Origin of the sequence: Pseudomonas sp. S44 (genome assembly GCF_016624805.1) — a bacterium.
GTDB classification, from domain to species: Bacteria; Pseudomonadota; Gammaproteobacteria; order Pseudomonadales; family Pseudomonadaceae; genus Aquipseudomonas; species Aquipseudomonas machongensis.
This window is the reverse complement of sequence record NZ_JACVTY010000009.1, coordinates 102619-119034: the sequence shown is the minus strand read 5'-3', so window position 1 is coordinate 119034 and position 16416 is coordinate 102619. Positions and strand designations below refer to the sequence as shown.

Here is a 16416-nt window from a genome sequence, read left to right as displayed (position 1 = left end):
GCTCGCGTAAAATGCTCCATTTGGCAGTCGTAGACTGCCTCTTCGATCACACCGAACCACATTTAAGGTGCCCGCCATGCCCTGGCTGCAAGTACGTCTGGCCATCAGCCCGGAACAAGCCGAAACCTACGAAGACGCCCTGCTCGAAGTCGGCGCCGTCTCGGTCACGTTCATGGATGCCGAAGACCAGCCGATCTTCGAACCGGACCTCAACACCACCCCACTGTGGTCGCACACGCATCTACTGGCCTTGTTCGAAGCCGATGCCGAGCCCGAAGCGGTATTCGCCCATCTGCAGTTGCTGACCGGTGCAGCGCTCCCCGAGCACCAGGCCGAGGTCATCGAGGACCAGGACTGGGAACGCAGCTGGATGGACGGTTTCCAACCGATGCGTTTCGGCCAACGCCTGTGGATCGTGCCGAGCTGGCATGAGGCCCCGGAGAAAGACGCCGTCAACCTGCTGCTCGACCCGGGCCTTGCCTTCGGCACCGGCACCCATCCGACCACCGCTCTGTGCCTGGAATGGCTCGACGGCCAGTCGCTCGCAGGCACCCAGGTGCTCGACTTTGGCTGCGGCTCGGGCATCCTGGCCATTGCCGCCCTGCTGCTGGGCGCCCGCGAAGCGGTGGGGACCGACATCGACGTGCAGGCCATCGAAGCCTCGCGTGACAATGCCCAGCGCAACGGCATCGCCGACGAGAAGCTGGCGCTGTACCTGCCCGAGCACATGCCGGCGATGCAGGCCGACGTGCTGGTCGCCAACATCCTGGCCGGCCCGCTGGTCTCCCTGGCCCCGCAGTTGTCCGGCCTGGTGCGCCCTGGTGGACTCCTGGCGCTGTCGGGCATTCTCGCCGAGCAGGGCGAGGAAGTGGCTGCTGCCTACGCCGCCGACTTCGACCTCGACCCGATCGTCGTGCGCGATGGCTGGGTGCGTATCAGCGGCCGTCGTCGCTAGGCTACAGTTCGTGAAGCACCAGACTCCAACCCTGCACAACGCCCGGATCGCCGCATGACCGACAGTTTCGTCACCCAGTGCCCGCATTGCCAGACGCGTTTTCGCGTCACGTATCACCAGTTGAGCGTGGCCCGTGGGGTGGTGCGTTGTGGCCAGTGCCTGCAGGTGTTCAATGCCGCCCGGCAGCTGCTCGAGCAAAGCCAGGAGGTTGCGCCGCCGGTCGCCACGGTACCGGTGGCGCCACCGGTGCCAGCAACGCCTGCGGTCGAGCCACCCGCGCCGAGCCAGGACGACTGGGCTGCAACGCTGGATGCCATGGATCTGGACCAGGAGCTTGCGCGCCTGGAGCGACGCGGCCCCCGCCCCGAGCGCCAAAACGCCGACCGCGACGAATCCTTGCAGGCGCGGCGTGACGATCAGCACCCGGAGCAACATGGTGACGAGCCCTTCGGCACCGCAACCGATGACCGCCTCGAGCCCGACTCGCAACCCACACCTGCACCGGTTCTGGTCGAGCAGGAGCCCCTCGACCTGGAACCGATAGCCCAGGAGCGTACCGAGCCAACCCTCGGACAGACGCTTGAGCTCGACGACGAAGACACCCCCGCACACTTGCCCGCCGAACACGACGAACCAGCCACCGAGCGGCTCTCGTCCCTCGACGAGCCTCGTCCGGAAAAAGGCCTCTCGGCCCTGGACGACGATGTCGCGAATCTGCACCTGTCGGCACGTGACGACCACGACGGCGCCGAAGACGACGAACGGCTGGAGCCGGTCCTGGCCAGCAAACCCTCGCGCGCGCGCAAGGAACCATTGGTCGATGTGGTCGACGACCCGCTGCAACTGGACTGGCAAAAGCCCGCACCGAACTGGGGCAAGCGCCTGCTTTGGGGCTTCCTGGCGCTGCTCGCCGTTGGCCTGCTGGCCTTCCAGTACGTCTACTACCACTTCGATGAAATGGCCCGGCACGATCGTTACCGGCCGCTGTTCCAGCAACTGTGCCCGATCGTCGGCTGCCAGGTACCCACCCGAGTCGACATCGCGCGTATCAAGAGCAGCAACCTGGTGGTGCGCAGCCATCCGGACTTCAAGGGCGCGCTGATCGTCGACGCGATCATCTACAACCGCGCCTCCTTCAGCCAACCCTTCCCCTTGCTGGAGCTGCGTTTCGCCGACCTCAACGGGCAGTTGATCGCCAGTCGTCGGTTCAAACCCAGCGAGTACCTGTCGGGCGAGCTGGCCGGGCGTGGCGAGATGCCTAGCCAGACACCGATCCACATCGCTCTGGACATCCTCGATCCAGGCCCCAAGGCGGTGAACTACAGCTTGAGTTTCCGCTCCCCCGAGTAGCACGCCATACCTGAGGGAGCGCGGTGGGCGACATCACCAACCTAAATGTCATAAGCCCACAACTGTTCAGATTTTATCCAGTTCCATCTTTATCCGGTCACCGAGAGCGGGTATCATGCCATCCCTTTTTCGAACTCCAATGATCCGGCCCCACAACAGGGAACACCTATGTCGGCGGTACGCATCGGCCCATATACACTGCAGAACAACCTGATCCTCGCGCCTATGGCCGGGGTGACGGACCAGCCTTTCCGCACGCTTTGCAAACGTCTGGGGGCGGGCATGGTGGTGTCGGAGATGGTCACCAGCGACATGAACCTGTGGAACAGCCGCAAATCGCGCCTGCGCCGCATCCACGAAGGCGATCCCGAACCCCGTTCGGTACAGATCGCCGGTGGCGATGCACAGATGCTGGCTGCGGCAGCGCGAGCCAACGTCGAGTCCGGTGCCCAGATCATCGATATCAACATGGGCTGTCCGGCAAAAAAAGTCTGCAACAAAGCGGCAGGCTCTGCTTTATTGAGAGATGAAGCGCTGGTCGCTGAAATCCTCGACGCGGTGGTCGGTGCGGTCGATGTGCCGGTCACCCTGAAGATTCGCACCGGGTGGGATCGCTCGAACAAGAACGGCCTGAACGTGGCGAAGATCGCTGAACAGGCCGGAATCCAGGCGCTGGCGGTGCATGGCCGCACACGCGCCGACCTGTACACCGGTGAAGCCGAGTACGACACCATCGCCGCAATCAAGCAGGCGGTGTCGATCCCGGTTTTCGCCAACGGCGACATCACGTCGCCAGAAAAGGCCCGGGCGGTGCTGGATGCCACAGGGGCCGACGGCCTGCTGATCGGCCGTGCCGCCCAAGGGCGGCCATGGATCTTCCGCGAGATCGAGCATTACCTGCGGACAGGCGAGCATCTTCCGGCTCCCGGGCTGGATGAGGTGGAACGCATTCTGCTGGAGCACCTTGCCGCGCTGCATGCCTTCTATGGGGATGTGATGGGCGTACGTATCGCCCGCAAGCACGTGGGTTGGTACCTGGCAACACGCACGGGCGGCAGGGAGTTTCGCGCCCGCTTCAATGCCTTGGAAGATACCCAAGCGCAGTGCGCCAACGTTCGGGCGTTTTTCGCCGAACGTCGACAGAGCCTTGAGACAGAGGACGGACAAGGGGTGGCCGCATGACGATGATGACCGAGACATTAGTGAGTGGAACAACGCCCGTGAGCGACAACGCCAACCTGAAGCAGCACCTGAACACGCCGAGCGAAGAGGGCCAGACCCTGCGCGACAGCGTCGAGAAGGCACTGCACAACTACTTCGCCCACCTGGAAGGCGCCACCGTCACGGACGTGTACAACCTGGTGCTCTCGGAAGTCGAGGCACCGCTGCTCGAGAGCGTGATGAACCACGTCAAGGGCAACCAGACCAAGGCCAGCGAGATGCTCGGGCTCAACCGCGGCACCCTGCGCAAGAAGCTCAAACAGTACGACCTGTTGTAAGCCAGAATCCCAATCAGAAAAGGCGGCTCCGTTGAAAGAGGCGCCTTTTTTGCTGACTCCACCGCGTTATGGAATCCGAAATGACCGACCAGACTACCCGCCTGCCGATCCGCCGCGCCCTGATCAGCGTCTCCGACAAGACCGGTATCCTCGAGTTCGCCCGTGAGCTGCAACAGCTCGGTGTCGAGATCCTGTCCACCGGCGGCACCTACAAGCTGCTCAAGGATAACGGCGTGAACGCGGTGGAAGTGGCCGACTACACCGGCTTCGCCGAAATGATGGACGGCCGGGTCAAGACCCTGCATCCGAAGATCCACGGCGGCATCCTCGGCCGTCGCGGCACCGACGACGCCATCATGAACGAGCACGGCATCAAGCCGATCGACCTGGTCGCGGTCAACCTGTATCCGTTCGAAGCCACCATCAGCAAGCCAGGTTGCGACCTGCCGACCGCCATCGAGAACATCGATATCGGCGGCCCGACCATGGTGCGTTCCGCGGCGAAGAACCACAAGGACGTCGCCATCGTGGTCAACGCCAGCGACTACGCCGGCATCGTCGAAGGCCTCAAGGCCGGCGGCCTGACCTACGCCCAGCGCTTCGACCTGATGCTCAAGGCCTTCGAGCACACCGCCGCCTACGACGGCATGATCGCCAACTACATGGGCAGCATCGACCAGTCCAAGGACACCCTGTCGACCGAAGGCCGCAGCGAGTTCCCGCGCACCTTCAACAGCCAGTTCGTCAAGGCCCAGGAAATGCGCTACGGCGAGAACCCGCACCAGAGCGCGGCGTTCTATGTCGAGGAAAAGAAAGGCGAGGCCAGCATTTCCACCGCCGTCCAGTTGCAGGGCAAGGAACTGTCGTTCAACAACGTGGCCGACACCGACGCCGCACTGGAGTGCGTGAAGAGCTTCGTCAAGCCGGCCTGCGTCATCGTCAAGCACGCCAACCCGTGCGGCGTGGCGGTGGTCCCGGAAAACGAAGGTGGCATTCGCAAGGCCTATGACCTGGCTTACGCCACCGACACCGAGTCGGCGTTCGGCGGCATCATCGCCTTCAACCGCGAACTCGACGGCGAAACCGCCAAGGCCATCGTCGAGCGTCAGTTCGTCGAAGTGATCATCGCACCGAAAATCTCCCAGGCCGCCCGCGAAGTGGTCGCCGCCAAGCAGAACGTACGCCTGCTCGAGTGTGGCGAATGGCCTGCCGAACGCGCTGCTGGCTGGGACTTCAAGCGCGTCAACGGTGGCCTGCTGGTGCAGAGCCGCGATATCGGCATGATCAGCACCGAGGACCTGAAAGTCGTCACCAAACGCGCGCCGACCGAGCAAGAGATCCACGACCTGGTGTTCGCCTGGAAAGTCGCCAAGTTCGTCAAGTCCAACGCTATCGTCTACGCCAAGAACCGCCAGACCATCGGTGTCGGTGCCGGCCAGATGAGCCGCGTCAACTCCGCTCGCATCGCTGCAATCAAGGCCGAGCATGCTGGTCTGCAGGTACAGGGTGCGGTCATGGCTTCGGACGCGTTCTTCCCGTTCCGCGACGGCATCGACAACGCCGCCAAGGTGGGTATCAGCGCTGTGATCCAGCCGGGTGGCTCGATGCGTGATGCAGAAGTCATCGCCGCCGCCGACGAAGCCGGTATCGCGATGGTGTTCACCGGTATGCGCCACTTCCGCCACTGATTTATGGCAATCGGCCGCACTGAAGCAGGCATCTGCTGCGTTGGGGCCGGTTCCGCTGATGCTCATTGCCAGAAGGCAACTCCGCTCATCGGAACCGTCCCCGCCTTGCATCTACCAGCTTCATTGCGACCTCGTACAGCGAGAAGCATTGTCTCTCGTTCGACAGATTTCGAGGTTTTGACATGAAAGTTTTGATCATCGGCAGCGGCGGCCGTGAACACGCCCTGGCCTGGAAAGTCGCCCAGGATCCACGCGTCGAGAAAGTCTTCGTGGCCCCGGGCAACGCCGGCACGGCCATCGAAGCCAAATGCGAGAACGTCGCCATCGACGTCTGCGCCCTGGAGCAACTGGCCGATTTCGCCGAGAAGAACGTCGACCTGACGATTGTCGGCCCTGAAGCGCCACTGGTGATTGGCGTGGTCGACCTGTTCCGCAGCCGCGGCCTGGACTGCTTCGGTCCGACCAAGGGCGCAGCGCAGCTCGAAGGCTCCAAGGCCTTCACCAAGGATTTCCTGGCTCGCCACAAGATCCCGACCGCCGACTACCAGAACTTCACCGAGATCGAGCCGGCGCTGGCCTACCTGCGCGAGAAAGGCGCACCGATCGTGATCAAGGCCGACGGCCTGGCCGCAGGCAAGGGCGTGATCGTCGCCATGACCCTGCAGGAAGCCGAAGACGCCGTGCGCGACATGCTCGCCGGCAACGCCTTCGGTGAAGCCGGTTCACGCGTGGTGATCGAAGAATTCCTCGACGGCGAGGAAGCCAGCTTCATCGTCATGGTCGATGGCCACAACGTGCTGCCAATGGCCACCAGCCAGGACCACAAACGTGTCGGCGACAAAGACACCGGCCCCAACACCGGCGGCATGGGCGCCTACTCGCCGGCCCCGGTGGTCACGGCCGACGTGCACCAGCGCGTGATGGACCAGGTGATCTGGCCGACCGTGCGCGGCATGGCCGAGGAAGGTAACGTCTACACCGGTTTCCTCTATGCGGGCCTGATGATCGACAAGGCAGGCAATCCCAAGGTAATCGAGTTCAACTGCCGCTTCGGCGACCCCGAGACACAACCGGTCATGCTGCGCCTGGAGTCGAGCCTGGTGCTGTTGGTCGAGGCCGCATTCGCCAAGGCTCTGGACAAGGTCGAAGCACAGTGGGACCCACGCCCGAGCCTGGGCGTAGTGCTGGCCGCTGGCGGTTACCCGGGCGACTACGCCAAGGGTGACGTGATCGACGGCCTGGATGCTGCTGCCAAGATCGAAGGCAAGGTATTCCATGCCGGTACTGCGCTCAAGGATGGCCAGGTAACCACCAACGGCGGACGCGTGCTGTGCGCCACTGCCATGGGCAGCACCGTTGCCGATGCACAGCAGCAGGCCTACCGCCTGGCCAAGGAAGTCAGCTGGAGCGGTAGTTTCTACCGTACCGACATCGGCTACCGAGCCATCGCCCGCGAGCGCGGTGAACACCAGCAGTAAACTGCGGCCCGCAGGTCGTAGCGCCATGGCGCACGGCCTGCGGCTCGTCGACAGGGCCCCACCGGGGCCTTGCCTTCGGCGCGGCACGCCGCGCATAGTTGTTATCCGGCTTATCAGCCAAGAAAGGATCTCGTCGTGCGTCGGCTTCGGATTGCCACTGCCCTGATCGTCAGCATGCTGACCCTGCTCTGCCTGCTTCCGGCTGCGGCCGAACAAGGCGGCGGGTGGTCTGTGCTGCTCGATGAACAGGCAAGCCTGCAGCTCTCCGACGTACGTTCCGACCGCTACCGCAACCAGTTCAGCCCGCTGCAACTGGACGCGCTGGATGCCGCCCTGCCCGACCAGGCCCTGTGGCTGCACTACCGCCTGGAGCCCGCCGACCAGGAGCGCCTGCTGCGCATCTTCGCCCCCGACCTGTCACGCCTGGACCTCTACGCCCTCGACGGCAGCACGCTGCTGCGCCAGTTGCACCATGGTCGACAGTTGGGCAATGCCAGCCCCACCCTGCGCGGCAGCGACCACGTTCTGCCACTGCCCAACGCCACGCAACCGCTGGACATCTATCTGCGCCTGGTCTCCGAGCACCAGTTGCGCCCGGCGATCTCTCTGGAATCGGCGGCCAGCGCGGCCATCGACCAGCGCCAGCCGCTGCTGTTCGGCCTGCTGTTCGGCGGCCTGGTGATGCTGATCCTGCACAACCTGATTCGCTTCTTCTACACCCGTTCCAGCACAACCCTGGTGCTGGCGCTCTACCACGCGTTGATGCTGCTCAGTGCCTTGATCCTGCTCAACCTCAGCGGCCCGTGGTGGCACCTGTGGCACAGCGCGCAAACGCCTGCTGCCTACCTCACGCTGGTCCTGGCCGGGCTTTGCGGGTTGTACTTCACCCAGCGCTTCTTCTCGCCCTGCGGTTGCGCGCGGCTCACCCGCATCCTGCAGGCAGAAATGCTGATCGCCGCGATCAGCGGCTTGCTCCTGCTGTTCATCGACACCCTGCCGCTGAACCTGACCACCTACACCCTGCTTGCCCTCGGCAGCCTGAGCATGCTCCTGGCCAGCGCCTACTACTGGTACAAGGGCTACAACCCCGCCCGCCTGTTCACCTTGGCCATGCTGGTGTTCAACCTCGGTGGCCTGGTCCTGCTGCCGGCGCTGCTCGGCCTGACCCGCACCCCCACCCCCTGGCTGCTGGTCATCCTGATGGGGCTGACCGTGGTCAGCGGCCTGTTGCTGAACCTTGCCGTCAGCGAGCGCCTGCGCAAGATCAACGAGGAGCGCGTGCGCGCCAGCCGAGCCCTCGCCGCCAGCGACGCCGAGATCAACGCCAAGGCCGAATTCCTGGCCAAGATCAGCCACGAGATCCGCACGCCGATGAACGGCGTGCTGGGCATGACCGAGCTGCTGCTGGGCACACCGCTGTCGGTCAAGCAGCGCGACTATGTGCAGACCATCCACAGTGCCGGCAACGAGTTGCTCACGCTGATCAACGAGATTCTCGACATCTCCAAGCTCGAATCACGACAGATCGAGCTGGATGATGTGCAGTTCGATCTCAACGCACTGATCGAAGACTGCCTGAACATCTTCCGGGCCAAGGCCGAACAGCAGAACATCGAGCTGATCAGCTTCACCCAGCCACAGGTGCCACGCGTGATCAGCGGCGACCCGACGCGGTTGCGTCAAGCCCTGTCGAGCCTGCTGGACAATGCCCTGAAGAACACCGACCAAGGCGAAATCCTGCTGGTGGTGGCCCTCGACCAGCGCGGTGACGCTCCGCGCCTGCGCATTGCCGTGCAGGACAGCGGCGAGCCGATGGCCAGCGCCGAGCGCGAGGCTTTGCTGCAGGCCGAGCTGCACAGCCACCACTTCCTCTCCAGCAACAAGCTCGGCGGCCACCTGGGGCTGGTGATCGCCAAGCAGTTGATCGGGCTTATGCATGGCGAATTCGGCATCAAGACCAGCACCAGCCTGGGCAATACGCTATGGCTGACACTGCCGCTCGATCCACTGCGCCTGGAACAGCCGCCCGCCGACCTCGACGGCCCGCTGCGCGATGCTCGGGTGCTGGTAGTGGACGATAACGACACCTGTCGCAAGGTGCTGGTGCAGCAGTGCAGCGCCTGGGGCATGAACGTCAGCGCCGTGCCTTCCGGCAAGGAGGCACTGGCGCTGCTGCGCACCAAGGCACACCTGCGCGACTACTTCGATGCCGTGCTGCTGGACCAGAACATGCCCGGCATGACAGGCATGCAACTGGCAGCCAAGATCAAGGAAGATCCGAGCCTCAACCACGACATCCTGGTGATCATGCTGACCGGCATCAGCAACGCACCCAGCAAGATCATCGCCCGCAATGCAGGGGTCAAACGCATCCTCGCCAAGCCGGTAGCCGGCTACACGCTCAAGACCACCCTGGCCGAAGAGCTGGCCCAGCGCGGCCGCGAGCCGGCGATAATTGCCGCCCTCGGTGGCACGCCGGCGCCGCTGAACCTGCCTGCCGACTTCCGTATCCTCGTCGCAGAAGACAACAGCATCTCGACCAAGGTGATCCGCGGCATGCTCGGCAAGCTCAACCTCGAGCCCGACACTGCCAGCAACGGCGAAGAAGCGCTGGAGGCGATGCAGGCCACGCGCTACGACCTGGTCCTGATGGATTGCGAGATGCCGATACTCGATGGTTTCTCCGCGACCCAACGCCTGCGTGACTGGGAGGCGGCCAACCAGCGCCAGCGCACCCCGGTGGTAGCGCTGACCGCGCATATTCTCAGCGAACACAAGGAACGCGCGCGCCTGGCCGGCATGGACGGGCACATGGCCAAACCTGTAGAGCTGTCGCAACTGCGCGAACTGATCCAGTTCTGGGCGAACCAGCGCGAAGCGGCCGCCGGCCCTCTCCATACGCCCTGATCGCCCAGCGCCCTTCAAACGTCGTAGTCGTGTATCTGTTTCAGGGATACCTCCACGATCCGTGCTTGAACCTTGGGCAGGTAGCTGTTCTCGAATGCCAGGATGTTGAACCGTACAAGCTCGGCGCGCACGTTCTTCATACCACGCTTGCGGGTGATGAAACCGGCACGCCAGGCATCCTGGGTATCGATCTCGTGATACAGCACCATATCGACCCGGTTCTGCCCGGCAGGGGCACAAGGCAGTAACTGAAAGTGCCCTCGCTCGCGCGCGTGCTTCTCCAGAGTGGCGAGCGTCTGCGGACTGTTGCACAGCCGCTGCAGGGACACCTGCACATTGCTGGCAAAGCGCTCACCCGCAGTCTTGGCGATCAAGCCCAGGACTTTGTCGACTTCCTCGGCGCGCCCCGCATCCGGCCAGTGGACCTGCTCGGCAGAAACCGCGTCCCAGCCCATGAATTTCAACTGGTTGCGGTAGTAGGCGAACCAATCCTCCACCAGCCCTTCGTCGAAAGCCGTCTGGGTAGCTCGCTCGGCCAACGCCAAGGCCAGCTTCACCTTGTTTTTCTGTACCAGCGACAGCCCCGGCAGGAACGAGACGACTCCCGCACCAATCACAGCAGCATTGGCTTCATTCACGTGGAATCACTCCCAGCGCCAGTCGACGAGGCTTCTCGCGTTCCTTGTCGAGTATCAGGATGTGCAGGTCCGAACGCCGCGCAGCGAAGCGCTGGTTGCTCAGGTTCAGCGACAGTGCCCGTACCGCCAGTTCGCCTTGCAGCTGGGTACGCTGCGCAATGGTGGCCAGTGTCTCCCGAGTGATCGGGTGGTCGCACTGCATCGACACGCTGCACAGGTCGAGAATCGGCCCGGCGCCGAGCAGCCCGAACTCGATGTGCACCTCGCCCTTGTTGGCCTCGTTACGCACGGCGAAACGCAGCAGATGCTCCAGACCCTCAGGCGCGCCCGACAGCACCTGCGACAGCTTCGCCAATGCCATATCGACATCGATCTCGCGCTGCTTCAGCCAGCTCAAGAGGGGCGTATCCTGTCTGGGGGTGGCCTGCGGCGCGAGCGAGATACTGTCGTGCGTGCTGACGAACTTGATCCAGTTCAGTGACGCGAAGGCCTTGCGATAAGCGACCGCCCACTCATCGGGATGATCGAAGCATGAGCCAGCTTGCTTGTCAGCCAGCAACTGGCAGTAATGCAGTGAATCCAGGGCATCCTCGCGCTGCTGTACCTCGATGCCAGGTGGCAAAAGCAGCGCGGTCTGGCCAATCAAAGTCAGCGTGTGGTCTGTATAGGTCATGGCAGGTGTTCCGGTCTGTAGAAACTGAAAAGCGCGGTGCCCGAAGGCCCGCGCCCGTGATCAGATGTCGTACTGCAGAACGTTCTCGACACTGCGCACGCCGAGCTTCTCTTCCACCGTGGCACGCACTTTGTCGTAGACGAAATTGTTCAGCGTCAGCACTGCATGACCGGCGTAGTACTCCGACTTCTCGATCTGGAACTGCACCCCCAGCACATCTTCATCCAGGTTCGGCTCCGTCGCCCGCACGCAGCTCATCACCATGACCACATCGCCTTGCTCGGTTTCCAGGCAAGCCGCCATCCCGACCACGCCCCTGGCCTTGCTCTTTTTCTTGTGGTGGATGATGCGGGTATCGTTTTCGACGTTGGTAAGCTTGTCGAACCCCTTCTTGGCCAGTACGCCCAGCGTAGTGCCGCCCAGCAGTGCACTGCCGGCTGCACCGATGACACGAACGGCCACCGCGCCCAGCGTGACTTTCACCTCCGAAGAGGTCTCCAGTTCGAAACTGCGGTGGGGAGTGGTGAAGCCCAGGTCACGCATCGCGTCGAGGAATTTGTCGTACCAGGCCTTGCCGTTCTCTTCGATATCCAGCGCCTTGTCGGCGACGAGGGTGGCGAAGTGAAACGCATTCTTCACGTCGTGGCGGCTTTGCGCCGTCATGCCCGCACCGCACGCCAGCAAGTTGCCCTCGACCAGCAGGCCGGCGTCGGTGGTGGTGACTTGTTTATCATCGCTCATCTGAAACTCCTTTGGGTTGCCCCTGAACACCAGGGGCGACCACGTTAGCCAGCGCCAGCTCGATCTGGCGGGCTGAAGGAGTTCCAATAAGGTCAATGGTGCGGGGGATACCAGCGTGGGGTATAGACCCACTGCATGCCATCGGGATGCTTGAACACAGTGGTGGTGCTGGAGCCAACCAGCACCATCGTGCGCATATCGACCATCTCCGGCAGCAGCTCCGCCAGAGTGACGACACTCAGTGTCTGCCCCGGTCTGCCGATATCGCGCCCCAGGACGACAGGGGTCTGCCCATCTCGATGACGGCGAACGATCTCCACGGCCTGCCCCAGCTGCCAAGGCCGGGCGCGGGAGATCGGGTTGTAGAAGGCCAGCACCAGGTCGGCCTGTGCCGCCAGGTCCAGGCGCTTCTCGATGATCGACCAGGGCTTGAGGTTGTCCGACAGCGACATCACACAGAAGTCGTGCCCCAACGGTGCACCAGCCTGGGCGGCAGTGGCCAAGGAGGCCGAAACGCCGGGCAGAATCTGCAGGTCGACGCGATGCCAGGCCGCATCGCTCGACTCGTGCAATGCCTCGAGCACCGCAGCCGCCATGGCGAACACGCCAGGATCGCCGGAAGATACCACAACCACCGAGCGCCCTTGCGCCGCGAGCTCGAAGGCGTGCCGCGCACGTTGCATCTCCTCGCGGTTGTCGGTGCAGTGCAGCACTTGATCGGTGCGGAAAGGGCCAGCCATGCGCACATAGGTTTCGTAACCCAGTACATCGTCGGCACGGGCCAGTTCGGCCTTTACTGCCGGCACCATGAATTCGGCGGCTCCCGGGCCCAGGCCGATCACCGCCAGGCGGCCGCGCGCGCGCCCGACCTGCAACGGGTCGATCGGCGACGGCGCCACAGCGATGACCACCCCGCCCTGTTCGATCAGTTGCGCGCCCTCCAGCGCCTGCCCGGCCATCTCGACCAGGCTGCCACCTGCTGGAGCGAATCGCAGGGGCACACCCAGACTGCGGGCGGCGTCGTGCACGGCGGGCTCGGCCATCGCCTCGTCGCCAGCCAGCAAGCACGCCAGCGATGCGTCGGCGATATTCGCCGCAGCCAGGGCGTCATGCACACGGGCAGGCAGATCGGCCTGCCCGGCCTGAACCGCTACCAACACCGAACGCACATGGATCAGCAACTCGTCGCGGCTGGCAGGACGCGCCTGGCAGCCGACATGAATACTGCGTCGGGCTGCTGCGTCTTCGGGCAGTTGCGCCTGGGCCAGCCAGGGCGCCGCGCCTTCGATGCGCACGCTCTCGCCGGCCAGCAGGTCAGAGACGAAGCGCTTGCCCTGCTCAAGATCCGCCAAAGCGTAGCCTGCCGGCGGATTGAGCAGGCAGGTGCCGAAACGCAGCTCACCGCTGGTGGTGATGGCCGCCGCCACCCCCAGCACCTCGCCGATCTCCCGCGCCATGACATTGACTCCGCTCAGGCCGCCCAGCAGCGGTACCACGGCGCTGCCGTCCTCCGCCACCGCCAGCACCGGCGGCTCGGCGCCCTTCTCGTCAAGCAGGGGCGCCAGGGTGCGAATGACGATGCCGGCCGCGCACAGGGCGATGATCGGCGCACCCTCGCGGTACAGGCCGCGCAGGGTGTCGCCGAAGGATTCGTAGCAGTGCTCGACACCTTCGACCCGGCCGCTCAGGCCATGAACCCGCGCCTGTGGATAACGCTGCTGGATCCGCTGGGCGGTGGCCAGGCTGCCAGGGCCGAGAATGACGATGGCCGGTGCCTTGTCGCTGTTCATCCCTGCCATTTTTCACCCGGTACCACGATCAGCGAGAAATACGGCGAAGACTGCGGATCAACCGCGTCCAGCGCGACGATCTTCTGGTTGGCCATGGTTGCGCGCTCCACGTACAACGCGCGACCGTCCAGGCCCAGCTCGGCAAGCACCTCGCGCACCTTGGGGAAGTTGCGCCCAAGCTTCATGATCACTGCAGCGTCGGCATCGGCCAGGCGGCGCTTGAGTTCTTCGTGGGGCAATACACCGGAGAGTACGGTCAGCGTCTGGTTGCGGTAGACCAGCGGCGCACCGAGTACGGACGCCCCACCAAGCATCGAGCACACGCCCGGAATCACCTCGGCCTCATAGCGCTGGGCCAGGCGATCGTGCAGGTACATGTAGGAGCCGTAGAAGAACGGATCGCCTTCGCAGATCACCGCCACATCACGACCGGCGTCCAGGTGTTCGGCCACCTGCACGCTGGCTTCGTCGTAGAAGTCGCTGATCACCTGCTCGTACGACAGCGGTGCCGGCAGCACCTCGGTGGTGACCGGATACACCAGCGGCAGCAGGGTCTGCTGCGCCTGCAGGTGCGCCTCGATGATACCGAAGGCATTGCCACGCTTGCCCTTGGCCACGAAATACGCCACCACTGGCGCCTCGCGCAGCAGGCGCAGGGCCTTGACCGTGATCAGTTCCGGGTCGCCAGGGCCGACCCCCAGGCCGAGCAGACGTCCACGGGGCTGCATCATTCCACCTCCGTGGCGAGCGCATTGACAGCAGCGGCGGCCATGGCGCTACCACCCAGGCGCCCCTGCATGATGACGAACGGCACACCACGGCTGTCGGCGGCCAGCATCGCCTTGGACTCGGCAGCGCCGACGAAGCCTACCGGGAAGCCCAGGATCAACGCAGGCTTGGGCGCACCGGCGTCGAGCATTTCCAGCAAGTAGAACAGCGCGGTCGGGGCATTGCCGATCACCACCACGCTGCCCTCCAGATGCGGGCGCCACAGCTCGAGGGCCACCGCCGAGCGGGTGTTGCCGGCGTCCTTGGCCAGGCCCGGCACGCTGGGATCACGCAGGGTGCAGATGACCGGGTTGTCGGCCGGCAGACGCGCGCGGGTGATACCTTCGGCAACCATGTGCGCGTCGCAGAGAATCGGTGCGCCCTTGGCCAGGGCCCGGCGCCCCGCCGTTCCGGCACCTTCGGAAAACTGCAGGCCGTCGATGGCCTCGACCATGCCGCAGGCGTGGATCACCCGCACCGCGAGCTTTTCCAGATCGGCCGGAATCCGCTCCAGGCGGGCCTCCTCGCGAATGATGCGGAAGGAATTGCGATAGATCTCCTGACCATCGCGGATGTAGTCAATCATCAAGGTGCTCCGTCGGCAGGTCGAGCATGGCGCCTGCTTCTTCTGGGGTAAGGTCGGATGCGCGCAGTCGGCCGAAACCCGGCAGGCGTGCATCGCGAAAATAAAGGTCATAACGGCCCGGGGCGCGGGCCAGCAGGGTGGCCGGGGCGACATGGGCCACGGCACAGGAACGCGGGCAGCCCGACAGGTGCACACTGGCCGGGGCGCCATGGTGCAGCAGGCCGGCAATCACCTGCGCATCGGCCTTGGTGTCGGACTGGCCCTTGGCGCAACCACTGGAACCGGTGCAAGCGCTGATGCGTGCAAGTGGCTGCAAGACGTCGTTGATCATGCCCAGCGCCTTTGTCTCGACTTGGGCCTGCGCGAGCAGCGATGGATCGAAGTTCGGCAGCACCAGACTCTGCCAGGGCGTGAGCCGCAGGCTGCCATCTCCGGCCTCGCGCGCAAGCCTGGCGAGGCCGCGCAGCATGGCGGGCGTCAAGCGCCCCAGCGGCGGCGCCACGCCGAACGCACTGCCCTCACGCTGGGCCAACACACCGAGCCAGCGCGGTGTGGCAGGCACACGCCGCCATTGACGCACAGCGCTGTCGCGACGAATCGGCAGGCCCAGCCCTTCGACAAAATCCTGCACGGGGCAGGTCTGCAGCAACTGGCGCATCCGTGTCTGCTCGGGCGTGGCCAGGTCGAGGAAGCGCTCCAGCACCGCCTGCACCAATGCCACCCCCTGCTCCAGCGGGACGGCGCCAAGGGTTGCGCCATCGCCCGGGCAGCCCGCCAGCCCGAAGGCCAGCCACACCTGCCGGTCAAGCAACAGCGCCGACAGCCACAGGTCATGGGGGTGCGCGAGCATCGCCAGGGACTCCCCCGCGTCGAGCTGCACGGCGAACTTGGCCGACAGTTCATGCAGGCGCGGGGTGGTTTCCAGCAGGTGCAGGATCTGCCCGGCCAAGGGCCGGATGTCGATCAGCATCGCCGGATCGACACCGGCCAACGGGCTGAGCATCAGGTTGCGGACATCGTCACCGGCCGCCTCGCGCGGGCCGAGGCCGGCATCGAGCAGGTGCCCGACCAGCGCCAGGTGCTGGTCGCCGATACCGCGTATCTGCAAGTTGGCGCGGTTGGTTGCCTCGATCACCCCGCCGGCGAAGCGCTCGGCAGCCTCGGCCACCGCCTCTCCCTGCTCGGCCAGCAGCAGGCCGCCGGGCAGTTTGATCCGGCAAATGCCGCCATCACGCGCCGCGACGATGCGCCACAACCCCGGGCAAGCCGAGGGGCGGGGCGAAACGGCGGGTGTGTGGGGTGGTTTCAAGGGGGATTCCGGCAATCGTGAAGACGCGCTTCAG

At 64.6% G+C, this 16416-nt stretch carries 14 protein-coding genes; 7 read left to right on the top strand and 7 right to left on the bottom strand.

The window, feature by feature from the left end:
* Positions 1-76 precede the first annotated feature (76 nt).
* The 7 genes from prmA to IAE40_RS09785 all read left to right on the top strand — a co-directional run bounded on the left by prmA (position 77) and on the right by IAE40_RS09785 (position 9877).
* Entirely contained in the window at positions 77-955 is an 879-nt protein-coding gene (prmA, locus tag IAE40_RS09815) for a 50S ribosomal protein L11 methyltransferase (protein WP_054894207.1), read from the top strand.
* 54 nt (positions 956-1009) lie between these two features.
* A complete protein-coding gene (locus IAE40_RS09810) occupies positions 1010-2305 on the top strand; it encodes a DUF3426 domain-containing protein (protein WP_200603099.1) in 1296 nt (431 codons plus the stop codon).
* A gap of 168 nt (positions 2306-2473) precedes the next feature.
* Positions 2474-3487 (top strand): tRNA dihydrouridine synthase DusB, encoded by a 1014-nt coding sequence (dusB, locus tag IAE40_RS09805; RefSeq protein WP_054894209.1) that lies wholly within the window; start codon positions 2474-2476, stop codon positions 3485-3487.
* The gene (gene fis, locus IAE40_RS09800) at positions 3484-3804 is read left to right on the top strand and encodes a DNA-binding transcriptional regulator Fis (protein ID WP_029614158.1); all 321 of its coding nucleotides are present in this window, start codon (positions 3484-3486) and stop codon (positions 3802-3804) included. The genes dusB and fis overlap by 4 nt, the downstream gene beginning before the upstream one ends.
* Positions 3805-3884: 80 nt before the next feature.
* On the top strand, positions 3885-5492 hold the full coding sequence (gene purH / locus IAE40_RS09795; protein ID WP_200603098.1) for a bifunctional phosphoribosylaminoimidazolecarboxamide formyltransferase/IMP cyclohydrolase: 1608 nt from the start codon (positions 3885-3887) through the stop codon (positions 5490-5492).
* Between the two features lie 182 nt (positions 5493-5674).
* Complete coding sequence (gene purD, locus IAE40_RS09790; protein WP_200603097.1) at positions 5675-6970, top strand: phosphoribosylamine--glycine ligase; 1296 nt, start codon at positions 5675-5677, stop codon at positions 6968-6970.
* Between the two features lie 135 nt (positions 6971-7105).
* Complete coding sequence (locus IAE40_RS09785) at positions 7106-9877, top strand: hybrid sensor histidine kinase/response regulator (protein ID WP_200603096.1); 2772 nt, start codon at positions 7106-7108, stop codon at positions 9875-9877.
* Positions 9878-9891: 14 nt separating this feature from the next.
* Here IAE40_RS09785 and IAE40_RS09780 read toward each other — a convergent pair whose 3' ends face one another.
* The 7 genes from IAE40_RS09780 to cobG form a co-directional block, all read right to left on the bottom strand.
* On the bottom strand, positions 9892-10515 hold the full coding sequence (locus IAE40_RS09780; RefSeq protein WP_197892422.1) for a hypothetical protein: 624 nt from the start codon (positions 10513-10515) through the stop codon (positions 9892-9894).
* Complete coding sequence (locus IAE40_RS09775) at positions 10508-11188, bottom strand: hypothetical protein (RefSeq protein ID WP_197892423.1); 681 nt, start codon at positions 11186-11188, stop codon at positions 10508-10510. The genes IAE40_RS09780 and IAE40_RS09775 overlap by 8 nt, the downstream gene beginning before the upstream one ends.
* 60 nt (positions 11189-11248) lie before the next feature.
* A complete protein-coding gene (locus tag IAE40_RS09770) occupies positions 11249-11929 on the bottom strand; it encodes a hypothetical protein (RefSeq protein ID WP_153774089.1) in 681 nt (226 codons plus the stop codon).
* A gap of 92 nt (positions 11930-12021) precedes the next feature.
* Positions 12022-13728 (bottom strand): precorrin-3B C(17)-methyltransferase, encoded by a 1707-nt coding sequence (gene cobJ, locus IAE40_RS09765; protein WP_200603095.1) that lies wholly within the window; start codon positions 13726-13728, stop codon positions 12022-12024.
* On the bottom strand, positions 13716-14450 hold the full coding sequence (locus IAE40_RS09760; protein WP_172964810.1) for a precorrin-2 C(20)-methyltransferase: 735 nt from the start codon (positions 14448-14450) through the stop codon (positions 13716-13718). Before IAE40_RS09760 ends, cobJ begins: the two co-directional genes overlap by 13 nt.
* Positions 14447-15073, bottom strand: coding sequence for a precorrin-8X methylmutase (locus tag IAE40_RS09755; protein ID WP_197892426.1), 627 nt, complete (start codon positions 15071-15073; stop codon positions 14447-14449). Before IAE40_RS09755 ends, IAE40_RS09760 begins: the two co-directional genes overlap by 4 nt.
* Positions 15066-16397, bottom strand: coding sequence for a precorrin-3B synthase (gene cobG, locus IAE40_RS09750; protein WP_200603094.1), 1332 nt, complete (start codon positions 16395-16397; stop codon positions 15066-15068). The genes IAE40_RS09755 and cobG overlap by 8 nt, the downstream gene beginning before the upstream one ends.
* Between the last annotated feature and the right edge of the window lie 19 nt (positions 16398-16416).